The 15,166-nt window shown below is 70.0% G+C and carries 14 protein-coding genes; 4 read left to right on the top strand and 10 right to left on the bottom strand.

Annotation, left to right across the window (positions count from 1 at the left end; genetic code table 11):
- Positions 1-13: 13 nt before the first annotated feature.
- Both ACZ3H8_RS05530 and ACZ3H8_RS05525 read right to left on the bottom strand, forming a co-directional pair.
- Positions 14-955, bottom strand: a complete 942-nt coding sequence (locus ACZ3H8_RS05530; protein WP_467397688.1) for a hypothetical protein — start codon at positions 953-955, stop codon at positions 14-16.
- Positions 952-2,238: a hypothetical protein gene (locus tag ACZ3H8_RS05525; RefSeq protein ID WP_467397685.1), complete on the bottom strand. Its 1,287-nt coding sequence runs from the start codon at positions 2,236-2,238 to the stop codon at positions 952-954. The genes ACZ3H8_RS05530 and ACZ3H8_RS05525 overlap by 4 nt, the downstream gene beginning before the upstream one ends.
- Positions 2,239-2,385: 147 nt before the next feature.
- Between ACZ3H8_RS05525 and ACZ3H8_RS05520 the strand changes: the two genes are divergently transcribed.
- Positions 2,386-2,784, top strand: coding sequence for a CU044_2847 family protein (locus ACZ3H8_RS05520; RefSeq protein ID WP_467397683.1), 399 nt, complete (start codon positions 2,386-2,388; stop codon positions 2,782-2,784).
- Between the two features lie 6 nt (positions 2,785-2,790).
- Positions 2,791-7,299, top strand: coding sequence for a tetratricopeptide repeat protein (locus ACZ3H8_RS05515; protein ID WP_467397680.1), 4,509 nt, complete (start codon positions 2,791-2,793; stop codon positions 7,297-7,299).
- A gap of 561 nt (positions 7,300-7,860) precedes the next feature.
- On the opposite strand, the gene ACZ3H8_RS05510 is transcribed toward ACZ3H8_RS05515, so the two are convergent.
- A complete protein-coding gene (locus ACZ3H8_RS05510) occupies positions 7,861-8,556 on the bottom strand; it encodes an SDR family oxidoreductase (protein ID WP_467397678.1) in 696 nt (231 codons plus the stop codon).
- Positions 8,557-8,690: 134 nt separating this feature from the next.
- Between ACZ3H8_RS05510 and ACZ3H8_RS05505 the strand changes: the two genes are divergently transcribed.
- A complete protein-coding gene (locus ACZ3H8_RS05505) occupies positions 8,691-9,548 on the top strand; it encodes a helix-turn-helix transcriptional regulator (RefSeq protein WP_467397674.1) in 858 nt (285 codons plus the stop codon).
- 245 nt (positions 9,549-9,793) lie between these two features.
- Complete coding sequence (locus ACZ3H8_RS05500; protein WP_467397671.1) at positions 9,794-10,873, top strand: mechanosensitive ion channel family protein; 1,080 nt, start codon at positions 9,794-9,796, stop codon at positions 10,871-10,873.
- A 67-nt stretch (positions 10,874-10,940) separates the two neighbouring features.
- Here the strand turns inward: ACZ3H8_RS05500 and ACZ3H8_RS05495 are convergent, their stop codons facing one another.
- Genes ACZ3H8_RS05495 through ACZ3H8_RS05465 form a run of 7 tightly spaced genes read right to left on the bottom strand, consistent with a single transcriptional unit; the run spans position 10,941 to position 15,158 of the window.
- Positions 10,941-11,072: a DUF6893 family small protein gene (locus tag ACZ3H8_RS05495; RefSeq protein ID WP_398982936.1), complete on the bottom strand. Its 132-nt coding sequence runs from the start codon at positions 11,070-11,072 to the stop codon at positions 10,941-10,943.
- Entirely contained in the window at positions 11,069-11,953 is an 885-nt protein-coding gene (locus ACZ3H8_RS05490; protein ID WP_467397668.1) for a hydrogenase maturation protease, read from the bottom strand. Before ACZ3H8_RS05490 ends, ACZ3H8_RS05495 begins: the two co-directional genes overlap by 4 nt.
- The gene (locus ACZ3H8_RS05485) at positions 11,950-13,035 is read right to left on the bottom strand and encodes a hypothetical protein (RefSeq protein WP_467397665.1); all 1,086 of its coding nucleotides are present in this window, start codon (positions 13,033-13,035) and stop codon (positions 11,950-11,952) included. Before ACZ3H8_RS05485 ends, ACZ3H8_RS05490 begins: the two co-directional genes overlap by 4 nt.
- The gene (locus tag ACZ3H8_RS05480) at positions 13,032-13,721 is read right to left on the bottom strand and encodes a DUF6084 family protein (RefSeq protein WP_467397663.1); all 690 of its coding nucleotides are present in this window, start codon (positions 13,719-13,721) and stop codon (positions 13,032-13,034) included. Before ACZ3H8_RS05480 ends, ACZ3H8_RS05485 begins: the two co-directional genes overlap by 4 nt.
- Positions 13,718-13,924 (bottom strand): hypothetical protein, encoded by a 207-nt coding sequence (locus ACZ3H8_RS05475; protein WP_467397660.1) that lies wholly within the window; start codon positions 13,922-13,924, stop codon positions 13,718-13,720. The genes ACZ3H8_RS05480 and ACZ3H8_RS05475 overlap by 4 nt, the downstream gene beginning before the upstream one ends.
- Positions 13,909-14,601, bottom strand: a complete 693-nt coding sequence (locus tag ACZ3H8_RS05470) for a DUF5947 family protein (protein ID WP_467397658.1) — start codon at positions 14,599-14,601, stop codon at positions 13,909-13,911. The genes ACZ3H8_RS05475 and ACZ3H8_RS05470 overlap by 16 nt, the downstream gene beginning before the upstream one ends.
- Positions 14,598-15,158 (bottom strand): NifU family protein, encoded by a 561-nt coding sequence (locus ACZ3H8_RS05465; protein WP_467397656.1) that lies wholly within the window; start codon positions 15,156-15,158, stop codon positions 14,598-14,600. The genes ACZ3H8_RS05470 and ACZ3H8_RS05465 overlap by 4 nt, the downstream gene beginning before the upstream one ends.
- Positions 15,159-15,166: the final 8 nt, after the last annotated feature.

Here is a 15,166-nt window from a genome sequence, read left to right as displayed (position 1 = left end):
GCCGCTACGCCACTCAGCGACGCCCGGCCGGGTCCTCGCCGCTCCAGGCGACGACAGCCCGGCCGGGACCGGCGGCCGGGTCGCCGGCCTCCAGCGCGCGGCTCAGAGCCGTGTCGACCTCGTGCAGCCGCTTCTCGATGCCGTCGATCAGCACCCGGGCCCGCTCCAGAGCGGTGAGGTGCCTGCCGTCCGCATGGGCGGCGTCCTCGAACGAGGCCAACGCCTCCATGAGGCGCCGGTTGGCGTCGGCATGAGCGCCCAGTTCCGCCAGCCGGGCCGAGGCCGCGGCCACGTCCGCTTCGGCGCCCGCCAGCGACGTCTCCGCCGCGGCCAGTTCCGCCTGTTTGCGCGCGGCCTCTTCCAGCGCCGTACGCACCGAGGGAGCGAGCCGCGACAGCTGATCCTGTGTCAGCCGAAGCAGCTCGGCACTTCCGCGCTCCAGGGTCTGCTCCGTACCGTTCGCCCGCTCCCGCAGCAGCAGAAGCCGTTCCTCGACGACGAGACGCTGCCCCTCGATCTCGTCCAGTACCTCGACCAGCCGTACCAGGCGGCGCAGTTCGGTGACCCGTGCCCGCAGCGCGTCGTGTTCCGCGAGCCGGTCCCGCAGCTCGTTCTCGTCCTTGGCCGCCGCGTCCATCTGCTGCCTGCACTCGGCAATCCGCCGCCGCACCTCCGTGATCTCCCGCTCCCGCTGCTGGACGTACTCCCCCACATCCGGGCCCGGATCCGCGGCCGCGAGCAGCCCGGGCACGGCCCGCGACACGACCTCGGTCTCACTAAGCGCGTCATCGAGAAGAAACACCGCCTCGACAGGGGCCGTCGCGGACTGCTCCCGTGACAGTCGGCCCATGGCCTGTGCCGACCACATCAGGCTCCAGCGCAGGGCGTGGAGGGCGTCGAGGTCGTCACCGCGCTCCACCGCCTCGGCGAGCCGTTCCTTCGCTTCCTCGCTCAACGTCCTGCCTCCGTAGTCGTCACGCCGCGGCCGACGGGCCCGCCGAGCGGCAGCAGAACGGACTCCCCGCCTCCCACCGGACGGAAAACCAGCACTCCGAATCCGGTACCCGCCGGATGCAGGCCCACCTGGGCGCTGCCCGCAGGCAGTCCAGGGCACGGCAGTTCGAGGGCTCGGTGCGGCCCCTGCCCGTACTCCTGTACGTCGATCCCGACCCGGAAGCCGCTCGCTGTGGGTATGTCCACGGTCAGGGGTTCGCCTCCGTCAGTCACCGTCATGGGCACGGCCGCTCCGGTCACGGTGAGTGGGATGCGCACTTCCGCCGGCCTGCCGCGGCGGAGCCGGTGGGCGAACAGGGTCAGCGAGTGCCGGGCCGTCTCGGGCGCCCGGACCACGCCTTGCGCGATCCGCAGCGCGCCGAGCGCCGTCGCATGAGGATCGAGCACCTGCGGGCCCGGCTCCGGGGTGGGGTCACCGAGCGAGTCCCGTACTGCGACGAGAGTCAGGGGATGGGCGTTCAGGTCACCACTCACCAGGACCCGGTGCTCTGCCGTCGGTCCGGGACCGGGGGGACAGCGGTCGAGAAGACCCGTGACCGTAGCCCGAAGGGCCTCCGCGACCGTTTCGAAGTCGTCGATGACAGCTCCTGCCGTCATGGTCCTGCGTCCTTCGGCGGTCTCACAGGCATGCACCGGGGCGGTTCGGTAGCGCGGAAAGGTCCTCGCACGGGCGAGCAGCAGAGCGGCCCTTCGCCCACGGTCACTCCCGGCATCCCGATGGGCCCGGGCGAGGGCCACCAGCTCGGCCCCATGGCCGGATACGGGACGGCTCTCGGTTGCGACGAGACCGACGGAAGGACCGGAGACGCGGCACAGCCCCGCGCCGACCTCGTCCGTGCCGACGTGCAACACCAGTCGGTCGGGGCCCGCGGCGGGCGCGTCCTGAACGCCGCAAGCCGCGGCGGCAACCGTCTGGGGGACGAACTGACGTAATGGAAGCCCCAGTTGGGCGATCAGCTCGCCGTACAGCGCCTCCCGCCGCGCGACACCCTCGCCGTCGAACCAGCTGTCCGGAACAGCGAGTACGAGACTCTCGACCTGCTCCGGGGCCCGGCGCAGAAACTCTCCAAGCCGCCGTGGCGCGAACTCCGGCGGCCGATCGCCGTCCGCGTCGCCTGTCACGACCGCCCCCGTGCCGACGTCCATGCCCACGAACACGGCCCCACCGCCCGCCCGCCGCCCCGCGCGCCCGCGCGCCTTCTGTTTGGCCGGTTGCTCGCGCACCGGTCCCGCCCAGATTAGCGAGCGACGGCCAACTTCCGGCAGTTTCAAGGAAGATGGTCTCATTTCAGAATCCATGCTGATGATACGGACTACACTCGTGGCGCACTTCGGCCGAGGGGCCGGCACAGGGGCGACGGGGGCGGGCGTATGAGCGATCTGGTGCGGTTCGAGACACGGGACGGCTCGGCAATGATCGTGGAGGTCGAGGACACCGCGCCGGGGCTGGAGAACGTTTCGCGCGACGACAACGGCGTACTCGAGGCCGGCCGACGTCTCGACCAGATCCTTTCCGGAGCCCGGCCCACCATCGAAGCGGTGCTCGGGCTGCTGAGGGGACTGGCGCCCGACGAGTACGAAGTGGAGTTCGGCATCAAGCTCAACGCCGAGGCGGGTGTCGTGGTCGCCAAGACCGCCACCGAGGGTCACTTCAATGTGCGCCTCGCCTGGCAGCGGTCCGAACGGCGGGAGGCTGACGGGCCGGCCGGTGCCACCGGGACAACCGGCTCCCGTGCTCCCGCAGCCACCGGCTCCATCGGGCCGGAGTGACCCGTCATGGTGCTCTGGGAGAAAGCACCCTGGCTGGTGAGCATCCGACGAGCGCATGACCGGGCGCCCAACGGCGCAGGTGTGCTCGTGACCGACCGTCATGTGCTGACCTGCGCCCATGTCACGGTCCCGAACAACCGGCGACAGCCGCCCGAAGGGCCCCTCTTCGTTCACTTCCACCACGCAGACCCGCACGAACCGATACCCGCCGTCGTCGTCGAGGGCGGCTGGCACCCTCAGGACAGCGTCCTGCGAACGGGCGACCTGGCCGTACTGGAACTGCAGAACCCGCTGCCGAGAACCGCCGCCGTCGCGCCCCTGGTATCCACCGAAAATGGCGTCTGGGGCCACCGCTTCCATGTGTACGGCTACCCGGAGGGCGACCACAGAGCGGGCGGCGTATCCGCGAACGGCACGATCAGCGGGCGCGCGGGGCCGGACTGGATCCAGCTCGAGTCGACGTCCACGCTCGGCCATGGTCTGGCCCCGGGCTTCTCCGGTTCGCCCGTGTGGGACATCACGCTCGGGGGTGTCATCGGCATCGTCGCCGCCCGTGACAAGCCCGGTGAGAAGCACGATCCCAGGACCGGGTACGCGATCCCCGTGGAAGCGCTCGGCGGATTCTGGCCGCCGCTTCGGGAGTTGATCCGCGAGCCGGTCGCGGAGGAACAGCGCGCCGAGGTCGAGAACCTGCTGGCGTTGGCGCTGCGGCCGGACGGAGAGCTGCCCAAGATCCGCGACGTCCGCATCTACGACATCGGCGTGACGCCCTCCAAGAATCTCGCACGCGACCCGGACCCGCCGTATGTGCCCCGGCAGAACGAAGACGGACTCCTCGAAAGCGCCTTGGACACCGAGCCGTTCATCCTGCTGGCCGGGGACTCCAAAGCCGGCAAGTCCCGCACTCTGATCGAACTGCTGCGTCGCGCGTGCCCGGACGCCCGGCTGATCGTTCCCAAGGACACTCCTTCGGCGCCCGGCGACCTGGGCAAGTTGTCGCTGCCCACCGGCGGGGACCGCGCGGTGCTCTGGCTCGACGACATCCACGAGTACCTGCGGCCGGGCGGCGTCGACCTGAAGGTCCTCGAAGCTTTCGCACGGCACCAACCGGCCGTCACCGTGGTCGCCACGATCACGTCCGAGGCGTACAGCCGGCTCAAGGCCCCCAAGGGGGAGGTGAATCGCGCGGCACGCCAGGTGCTCGGCAGGGTGAAGCCGATCATTCTGCCCCGTCTGCTGCGCGACGAGGACCGAGCCGAGGCACAACGCCTCTATGAGCACGAGGACTTCACCGACCGTGGTATCGGCGAGCAGATGATCGCCGCTCCCCTCCTCGAGGATCGGCTCAACGGGGGCAGGGAGGAGTGCCCCGAAGGCTGGGCCGTGGTGCGGGCCGCCGTCGACTGGCAGCGGATGGGGTGCGAGGCATCACTCACCAAAACCGCACTGCGGCAACTCTTCGTCCACTATCTGGCGGCGGGACCGAGTCACCGGGCCGCGACGGACGCGGCCTTCGACACCTCGCTGGACTGGGCGACCAAGGACGTGGCCGGCAGCATCGCCCTGCTGAGCGAGTACCTGGGAGGCGGAGACGACGGCGAAAACCATTACGAGGCGTTCGCCTATCTGCCGGGCTACGTCGACGGCCGCGGCGACCCTGAAACGACACTCGTCCCGCGCTTTGCCTGGGATTACGCGGTGCAGTACGTACCGCCCGACGACCTGCTCGGCATCGCCTTCGCCGCGTTCACCCGCGAGGAACCGGACATCGCCGTCAGCGCCCTGGAGCGCGCCCACGCCAGCGCGGCACGCCGCGAAGTCATCGCCTGGGCGGCTCTGATCCTGGGCGAAGTGGCGATGCGCAACGAGGACCTCGAACGCGCCAGGACACTGCTCGAAGAGGCCCATGCCTCACAATCGTCCGACGTTGTGCCGCTGGCGCAGGTCGACCTGGCCGCCCTGTTCCAACTCATCGGAGAAACCGAGGACGCGCAGCACATGCTGGAGTTGGCGCTCGCGTCCCGCGACCCACAAGCGGCGCCGCTGGCCCAGGCCAGTCTCGGCGGGCTGCTGCTCGCCCAGGGCGAACTCGACCGCGCACGCGAACTCCTGGAATCCGCGGTCAACTCGGGAGACCCGCAAATCGTCCCGCTCGCCGCCGCGAACCTCGGCGGACTCATCGTGCAGCGCGGTGAGATGTCCGCGGCGCGTGCACCCTCCCAGGACAAGCGCGAACCGTCCGGTCCTCCGCACACATCACCCAACTCGCCGGGACGCCCGGGCAGCGCCGGCGGCGGACCCCTGAGCCTGCCGCGCGCAGTCCGTGAATCGGCGATCTCCCAGGCCGTGCCACTCGCACAGGCGAACCTCGCCGCACTTCTGATCGACACGGGCGACCTGGAACGCGCCGGTGACCTCCTCCACGCCGCCATATCCTCCGCCAACCCCCTGGTCGTACCGCTGGCCCAGGCCAGTCTTGGCGGGCTGTTCATCCAGCAGGGCAACTTCGACCAGGCCCGCGAACTCCTCGAATCCGCCGTCCGTTCCGACAACTTCTTCGCCGCGCAGCATGCCGAGGTCACCCTCGGCTGGCTGCTGTGCCTGCAGGGCGAACTGGCACAGGCCAGGGAACTCCTTGAACGCGCCCTGGGTTTCAGCAATCCGGAAGTAGTGCTGCGCGCCCGCTGCCTGCTGGGCGGAGTCCGGGCGACCGAAGGGGACCTCGAGGGCGCCGTCGAAGCACTCCAGAGGGTGGTCGACTCCCGGCATCCCGGCTGGGCGGTGGCCGCCCGGGCTGATCAGGCCACCTACTGGGCACAGGCCGGCGACTACGAGCAGGCCCGCGCCGCATTCGCCGAGATCGCCGGCTCGAACCACCCCGAACAGGCCCCGCGCGCCGCCGACCTGCTCGGTGACGTGCTGGCCGCCCAGGAAGACTGGGCAGGTGCAGAAACGGCGTACAGGGAGGCCATCAACTCCGGCCACGCTGTGTGGGCCTCCATCGCTCGTATGGACCTTGCAGTGATGCTCACCAGGCTCGGCGACGAACGAGGCCTCGTCATGCTTACCCGAATCGCGGACTCCGCCGAGACGGACCAGGGCCCGCGCGCCGGGGATCTGCTGGGCGACGCGCTGGCCGCCCGGGGCGACTGGGCAGGAGCGGAAGCGGCTTATCGGAAGGCAATCGACTCCGGGCACGAGTACTGGGCCGCGGTCGCCCGCGTGGACCTCGCGCTGATGCTCGCGGACATCAACGAGATTCCTCGGTCCGAGGCCCTGCTGGCCGAGGAGGCCAGGACGGAGTCGTCGCTCGCCGACATCGCCGCGGGCTTCCTGGGCATCCTGCGCATCCATCAGGGACACGCCGACGAAGGCCGTGAACTCCTCGAGCGGGCCGCTGCGTCGGACTCGGCCGAGGCTGTGGACCTGGCTGGTATCCAGCTCGCGAAGCTGGCGGCCGACGCGGGTCGGCTGGACGAAGCGGCGGCGCGTTTCCAGGACTTGCTGGCCTCCGACAGTGGCGTCGCGACCGAGATGGCTCCGCTGGCCCGCGCTCACTTGGGCGCACTTCGGCTGCGCCAGGGCGAGGTTGACGCGGCACTGGAACTGCTCGACGAAGCGGCCGCCTCCGACCGCCCCGACGCGGCGGCGATCGCCCTGGTGGGCCGCGGTGAGTATCTGCTGGAGGCCGGGGACACCACGGTCGCCCAGCAGTATCTGCATGCCGCACTTGACATGGACGACCCGGAAGCCTCACCCAAGGCCGTCGCGCTCATCGGAGTCGCCCTGCTCGCCGAAAACGACCTCGAGGGAGCAAGGGAGGCGCTCGCGGAGGCGCTCGCCTGCGAGGTGGCCGCGATCGAACCACTGGCCAGGCGCTACCTCGGCAGCGCGCTGGCCCAGCTCGACCGCTGGGCCGAGGCGCAGGAGGTACTGCTTCCCCTGGCGCGCTCCGACGACACGGAACACCGGCCACAAGGCCTCGTCGTACTCGGCCAGTTGGCTGTGTTGGGGGGACGGCCCGACGAGGCACAGGAGTACTTCGAGGAAGCCGCCGCCTCGGTCGACATGGACGCCAGAGCCCAGGCACTGCTGGCACTGGAGGATTCGGGACATGCGGTCGGACACCGGCCCCCCGTGCGCGCCCTGCCACCGAGCACCAATCCCTGGGCCGAGCCTGCTCCAGAGCTCGCAGCGGGGACATCGGGCAAGGCGGACCTGACGACCGATGCCCCGGTCACGGTGGCGGCCCCTGCGGCCGCCCCTGCCCTGGGGCGGAAGGGGCCGGCTTCCCCGCCCGGGCTCCCGCTCGACCTGCTCGTCCTCTTGGGCCGGGCCGCCGAAGGAGAAGGCCTGCCCGACGAAGCGCGTTACTGGTTCGACAAGGCCATCGCCGGCGACCACGGTGCGGATGACACCGTACTGCGCCGGGCAAGGACCCTCCTTGCCGAACTACCCACCGGGGCTTCGGCCGTGTCCGATCCCGGGGACAAGGACGAGGACGGATCACGCTGACGCGAAGCGTCCTGGACCGCCTGTATGCGGCGGCGAGGTCGGACGAGGCAAGCCTCGCTCCGAGATCAACGCCCTTCGGCCAGAGCAGGTCCGGCGACAATTTGGGCCTGGCCACTGATCCGGAGCGGGCCGCACGGCTGTGGAAGCTGTCGGCCGAACTCACCGGAGTCGATGTCTTCAGCTAAAGGACGGCCCGCCGCCCGTGAGGGCGCCAAGCGTCGGCCCGGTCGCGACCCGCTCCTGTCTGGGGCCGACGCGAGCCCGCGGAGTCACACCGAGGTGCCGGCCGTGTGCCGGTGCACTTCTCGGATGGCGGCTGCAAGCGCCCGACGCATGTAGAGCCGCCAAGCCGGTGCGATCAGGAGTCGCACGGTCAGGAACCGGAATCGCTTGGGCCGGAATGCGTAGGTCCACTCGATGCGGCTTCTTCCGTCGGCGGTGCGGTTGTAGTCCCACGAGCCGATCGCGCCGTCGGACCCGGGTAGGCGGTTGCGTGAACCGTCACCGGTACCAGGCGTTGCGCCATGGTTTTCTTCCCTTCTCGGGTGTGTCGGCCTGGGGTTACCAGACGACCGGGCCGGTCTTGTCGAAGAAGCCGCCGGTCGGGCCGTCGGCGCCGATGGCCGCCATGCGGACGATGATGTCCGCGCCCGCTTCGACGCTGTTGGTGCCCTGGTGGCCGTTGAGGTCGGTGGCGGTGTAGCCGGGGTCGACGGCGTTGAACCTGATGGCCGGGTACGCCTTGGCGTACTGCGAGGTGATCATGACCAGGGCGGTCTTGGAGGAGTTGTAGTCCAGCAGCGCCACATGGAATTCGATGCGGCCCGGGTCGGAGGTCGCCGCCAGCGAGCCCAGGCCGCTGCTGACGTTGACGACGACCGGGGCGCTGCTGGCCTCCAGGAGCGGCAGGAAGGCGTGCGTGACGCGCACGACACCGAAGACATTCGTGTCGTAGGTGGTCTGCATGTCGGACCCGGTGACCTCGCCGACCGGCTTGCCCGCACCCGCGATCCCGGCGTTGTTGATCAGGACGTCGATGCGGCCGGCGTCCTCGCGGACGAATTCGGTGGCGGCCTTCACGGAGTCCTCGTCGGTGACGTCGATCTGGACGAAGCGGGCGCCGAGCTCGGCGGCCGCCTCCCGCCCGCGCCGGGCATCGCGTGCCCCGATGTAGACGGTGTGCCCGGCCGAGATCAGGCGGCGGGCCGTCTCGAAGCCGAGGCCCTTGTTCGCTCCGGTGATCAGTGTGGTGGTCATGCGTTCACTCCGGTAATCGGTGGGGTGGTGATGCCTCCACCCTCACCGCACCGGGGACGTACAGGCAGTACCCGCCTTTGCCTGTGGACTGCCAGTACCAGGCTGTTCGGGCGCGGTGGCCGGATACTGGGGGCGTGAGTGAATCCAGGGAGCTAGGCACAGCACTGCGCGGCTGGCGCGACCGGATTGCCCCCGCCACGGTCGGACTGCCCACCGGCGGTGTACGGCGGGCAGCGGGCCTTCGGCGCGAGGAGCTGGCCCAGCTCGCCTGCCTGTCGGTGGACTACATCACCCGCCTCGAACAGGGCCGGGCCACCTCGCCGTCCCCGCAGGTCCTGTCCTCGCTCGCCCGCGCCCTGCGGCTGTCGGCGGCCGAGCGAGAGCACCTGTTCCTCCTTGCGGGCCGGCCGGCGCCCGGCCCCGGACAGCTGTCGGCGCACATCCCACCCGGTGTCCGGCGGCTGCTCGACCAGCTGGACGGCGCACCGCTGAGCGTGCACGACGCCGCCTGGAACCTGATCCTCTGGAACCCGATGTGGGCCGCGCTGTTCGGGGACGCGTCCTCGCTGCGCGGACGGGAGCGCAACATCGTGTGGCGGCACTTCGCCGGCCTGCCCGGCCGGGTCAGCCACACCCCTGAGCAGGAGGCCCGATTCGAGGCGGCCGTGGTCGCCGATCTCAGAGCGGCGACCGCCCGTTACCCCGCCGACGCCGGCCTGCGCTCACTGATCAAGGACCTGCGGGGCGTCAGCACCGACTTCGCACGCCTGTGGGACACCGGAATCGTCGGAGTCCACGAGACGGACACCAAGACCATCCACCACCCCGACATCGGAACGCTCACCCTCGACTGCGACGTGCTCATAGCCCCCGGCAGCGATCTGCGCATCGTCACCTACACCGCCGCGCCCAACAGCGACGCCGCCGACAAGCTCAAGCTCCTCGTCGTCATCGGCACCCAGGCCATGACCGAGGGCAGCACCCCGGCATAGAAGTCGGCGGCGAATCCGGGACGGCGGCTGCCGTGCCTCGGAGCTGAGCCGAGGTGGGGTCAGCCACGGCGCGGACGACCACATGCGGCAGGATGGGCGATCGCGTCGGACCGGTCGGTCCGTATGTCTCGACGTGACCGCACACCCGAGAATCGAGCAGACAACAAGGTGACGAAACATCACATCCGGTGCTCTGCGCCGAATGCCACCGTCAGCCCTCTCCCCCGTACGACGGGAGCAGGCCGATGAATCGGGCCCTCACGCTGCACGACCTGATCGTCGCCGGGATCGCGTTGGCCGCCGGCATCGCGGCAGGCCTGCTGCTGCGCGCGACCCTGCGATGGCTGGGAGAACGGGCACGCAGAACGCGATGGAGCGGAGACGACTTCGTCGTCGACGCCTTGCGGACCCTGGTCCCCTGGGCGGCGATAGCTGGGGGCTCGGCGGTGGCGGCCACGGCGCTTCCGCTGACCGCCAGAGTCGGACACAACGTCAATATGACGCTGACGGCGCTGCTCATCCTGGCCGCGACTCTCACGGCGGCCCGCGTGATCACCGGCCTGGTGCGGTCCCTGGCACAGTCCAGGTCGGGGGTGGCCGGATCGGCCACCATCTTCGTCAACATCACGCGCGTCGTGATTCTGGCGATGGGCTGCCTTGTCGTTCTGCAGACCCTGGGCATCTCCATCGCGCCGCTGCTCACCGCGTTGGGGGTGGGCGGTCTGGCAGTCGCTCTGGCCTTGCAGGACACCCTGGCCAATCTGTTCGCAGGCGTGCACATCCTCGCCTCGAAGACGGTGCAGCCCGGCGACTACATCCGGCTCAGCAGCGGCGAGGAGGGCTATGTCGTCGACATCAACTGGCGTAACACCGTGGTGCGTCAGCTGTCGAACAACCTGGTGATCATCCCCAACGCCCAGCTCGCCGGCACCAACATGACCAACTTCAACCGGCCGGAGCAGCAGCTGTCGATCATGGTCCAGGTGGGGGTCGGCTACGACAGCGACCTCGAGCACGTCGAGCGGGTGACGACCGAAGTCGTCGAGAACGTGATGACCGATATCACCGGCGCCGTTCCTGACCATGAACCGGCCGTCCGTTTCCACACGTTCGGGGATTCCAGGATCAACTTCACGGTAATCCTCGGGGTCGGCGAGTTCAGCGACCAGTACCGGATCAAGCACGAGTTCATCAAGCAGTTGCATCAGCGGTATCGGAAGGAGGGCATCACGATTCCCGCTCCGACGCGAACCGTGACGGTGCAGCAGAGGGATGCGCCTGTAGCGTTCCCGCACCAACGCGAGGCGACGGAGTCTGTGCCGTAGCCGGGCGGGCCGGGCGTACGCCGCGCATTCTCTGCACGTCCCCCGTCCGGCAGCGCATCTCATCGGCTCACATGGTCTCCATCTTGTAGTAGCGCCATGCCTCGGGTAGTTCCGAAAGGACGATCGCGGTCGCCGCTACGGCCAGAGCGCCCACGACGACGCGAACCACGCCGGCCGGAATGAAAATACCGTTCTTCACAGAGACTCACCTTTTCTCGACTCGTTCTTCGTTCGGACCGCCGCTCTTTCAGGAGGTGGGTCGCCGAACCCTCGTACGGGCTCTTTCAGCAGGGCGTCGACGACGGACGCGACGAGCGGCACAGCACGCGCGACGGCGTCCCGCACCGGCTCGCTGAGTCCCACCACGACATCCGGTTCTTCGCCCGTCATGCGTACCTGTGGCTCGCAGCCCAGGACGAGTACCCGCGGGAGGTGTCCGTCGCCCAGCCGCCGAGCCAGAGCGAGCACCTTTACGGGATCCATTGCGTGTGCCTCGGGCAGAGCCGCCTCCGGGGGGAGGTCCGGCTCGATGACGGTGAGGGTGCCCGGTGCTTCGCCCCGGGGCGCCGCGTCGACCAGCAGTGCGGCGTCGTAGCCGTCGAGCAGCCGATAGGCCAGGTCCATGCCCCGGATGCCGAAATCCACGACGTGCACGCCCGCCGGAACCGGCCACTCCCGCAGGGCGGCAATCACCTCGGGTCCGAACCCGTCGTCGGCGAGGAACATGTTGCCGATGCCGGCGACCAGCACTCGGGAACGATGCGACGCGCTCTCGTGGTCGGGACTCAGAGGTTCCACCTCCTCGGGAGTGAAGAAGAAGCGATGTCCGATCTTCCCGCTCGCTCCCAGATCCCGCCCGGGGTCGTCCTGCACCAGCACAGCGAGGTGGAGCCGGCCTTCGAAGTCCTCCTCGACGGCGTCGACTTCGGCCTCACGGCCGACGAGTGCCAGGTCGAGGATGTCGGCCCTGCGCGAGGGCTTGAGTCGCACCCGGGTCCCGCGCCCCACCGTCACACCGTCCACCAGGACGGTCGTCGGCACGGCCTCATCTGCCGCGACCGGCTGTCGTCGTTGATTCATGCGTCCTCCAGCGAGGGGAAGGCCGGCGGTGCGGCTGAAGGGCGGAATTCGCGAATCGCGCCGTGCAGCGCCGCCATCGCGTCGGGGTCGAGCCCGGCGCACCGGTCCAGAATCTCCCGGGCCCGGGGGTCGCAGGCTCTGGCCTCGGCCTGCTCCTCCTCGGTCAGGCTGAGCACGCTGAGCACGAGGAGCTGGTCGATCTCCGTACCGTCGAAGAGATCGCCGGGGCTTTCCGGGGCCACCGTGGGGAAGTCGTACAGGGTGATGGGGGAAGCCAGCACGGTGTGCGAGGTGTGCCCGCTCCCCTCCCCGGCGAGGACCGGCCACACACCCCGGTTGGCGCAGCTCGCGGCGGCCCCGCGCAGCCGCTCCGGCGGGTCCAGGAGCGAGACGAACCGGCCTTCGTCGCTGTGCAGGATCACATGGGTGGACGAGAAGGCGTACGAGGCGGCCCGCTCGCGGGCGTCCCGGTCGGCGGGCTCGGGCGCCGGGCAGGCGGTGGTGTTCTCCACTCGCACGGTGAGCCTGTCAACGCCGTGCACTGTCGGCTGCGACTCAAAGGTCAGGACCCCGGTCAGCCGCCGCCAGCTCCGGATGACGCTGCCGACTCGGCACCCGGAGGAATCAGTCAAGTGCTCGGTCTGCGAGCCCTCGGGGATGTCGACGGCGGTCTTCCGGGGCCCGCCGGGGACGGTGACCGTGATCAGGGCTTCCCGTTCAGTGGCCTCCTGCCAGGCGAGATGCCGTTCACCGTTGACGGTGAGTTCGTCCACCGGCTCCGGCCCGTGTGGGCCTTCGCGCACCACCTGCCGGTCCACGACCTGGAGGAACCGCAGTCGTACGGCCACCTCTCGCGGTGTGCCGCCGTGCTCCAGCAGCACCTGAGCAGTGATGGACGCGGGCTCACCGAGCACCTCGGCGCACTCGCCCCCGGGAAAGACTCCGCCGAAAGTCCAGCGTTTGGTGTTCTTGAGCGCGGATCTGCGATACGGCCACAGCAGATAGCCCTCGTACAGGCAGGTGCGGGCGATCGTGTCGACGGATGTCGTGACAGAAGTGGCAGCGGTGGCAGCGGTGTTCATGGTGCTCCTGAGCGGTCGAGCAGAGCGCGTACGGCGTCGCCGACGCTGCCCAGTGTGTGCCGTGCGCGGTAGTCGTCGAGCCGGTCGTGGATCTCCTGGGGCAGCCGTAGCCATGGGGTGGTGCCGTGGTAGCGCTCGATGAGCTCGTGCCAGAGACCCGCGGGCATGCGGCAGAAGGTCTCCGCGGACGAGGGAACGGGAGCGGTCCGCAACATGCCACCCGGCGGCGGACCGGAAGCCTGGTAGAAGACCATGCCGTTGAAGAGGAACCCGAGAGGCACCTCACCGTCCTTGACCGCGCGCAGATACTTCGTCACGGCCAGCTCGGTCTCTGTACCGCACGGCACAAGCAGCGGCACGGACGTGCGGTCGTCGAAGGGTGGCACCTGCACGGTGGTCCGGGCCCATTGGAGCGGCCTCATGGTGCGGCTCCACTCCTCGGGAAGTCCGAAGAGCTCGGTCAGCGCCCGGTGCGCGTCCGGCGCGTACGCCCGCCGGGTCACGTCGATCCGCACCGTGGTCGTGAGAGCCATGCCCCGGACCGGTCCGCCCCCCTCCCGGGCGACCTCGAGCGTGAACCGGAGGGTCGGTACCGCCGCGAAGGGTTCCGCCTCCACGGCGATGACCGCGAACGTCAGATCGGGACAGGCCCGGATGACCACGGCATCCTGCTGCGATGCGGTCATGCCGGGGAGAGATTCGGCATATCGGGCATGATCGGCTCGCGGTGCCTGGCGTTGATGCCCGTGGAGCGCCGCGCGGTCGATGTGTCGTCGGGCCGGTGGCCCGGCTGGCGCTTGATGAGGCCGCGGTGATTGCCGCGGCGCACCCCCGCGACGTGCGCGGCCCTGTCGGTCCGTACATCCGGCTTGCCTACGGTGATGCCCATGACGCCTCCTGGGTGTCGGGGGAAGGGCGGGTGGAAAATGCCCGGAAGAAGCCGTCGACCTGCCGCCACACTTCGGGTCCCCCACCCAGCCCCTTCCAGTGTGCGCGCACCAGGGCGGCGAGGCGGTAGCAGTCGTCGAGCGGCACCAGCCAGTACTGCGGTTCATGGGAGCCACCGCCGTGGGCACGGTGAACCAGCAGCGCCTCGATCTCGGGAGCCATGGCGGACAGGGCGGGATGGGCCGCCTCCACTCGGGACCAGTCGGCAAGGTCGACGACGGACCGCATCAGCCCCAGAGGGCTGGGGTAGGCGGCGTTCACCTGCCCAGACGTCGCGGACCGGGTGAAGAACGCGAGGTCGACGGGAACGCCGAGCCCCGCCCACACCATGTCGTCGATGCCGCAGCCCTCCAGCCGTCGGCGGGCGGTCGGCAGCAGCAGATACCGTGCTCCCCCTGCTTGCCCGCGGTCGAAGAGCAGCGAGCAGGCAGGACATGCGCAGGAGACCGTGCCCGCGCCCGGGTCGAGCAGATGCCGGTGGTCCGGCGGGATCGGTTCGGCGCACAGGTCGCACCGCTCGTCGTCGGCGCCCCCCGACGCGGTGCGCCGGGCTCGGGACGGCGTGCCTCCCTGAGCCAGTCGGCGCAGTCGGCGGGCGGCGAACGTCGGTGTCGTCATCCCGTCTCCCGGCCGGCCGTGACGGGGCTCCGGAAGAGCGAGTCCACCGGGATCAGCGCCTGGGGTTTGGAGGCCCGTACGGTCTCGATCTCGACCTGCTCGATCTCGGGAGCGTGGCCCATGACCGCGTCCCGCACGGCGGCGTCCGGCGGCTCGGCCGAACAGCCGCAGCCACCGCCGCTGCCCTCCGTCAGCCGTACGCGCGCGACGGCTCCGTCCAGGCCCAGCAGCTCGATGTCACCGTCCTTGCGCCGCAGTACGGACCGCATCTCGGCGATGGCCGCCTCGACACGGGCTGCCACTGGGTCCGGGTGGAGGTCGTGTACGAGGAGCAGATGGCCGACCAGTTCGTCGGCGGCGAGCCGTCGCACGGCCTCGGCCCCGTCCGCGAGTTGGCCCATGATCCGCCGCAGGCACTCCCCGTACAGATCCACGAGCGCTTGAACGGCGTCGTTCGCGCGGGCCGCCGCCGCGTGGTCCGGCAGGCCGCCCAGCGCGGCGAGCAGTTCTTCGAGCCTCAGCACATGGCGGCGGGCTTGTTCGTCGTCCCAGGGCATGCCCCGCC

The organism is Streptomyces sp. NPDC002868, assembly GCF_055563295.1.
The sequence above is the reverse complement of the archived record's forward strand: the minus strand, read 5'-3'. Positions and strand labels throughout refer to the sequence as shown.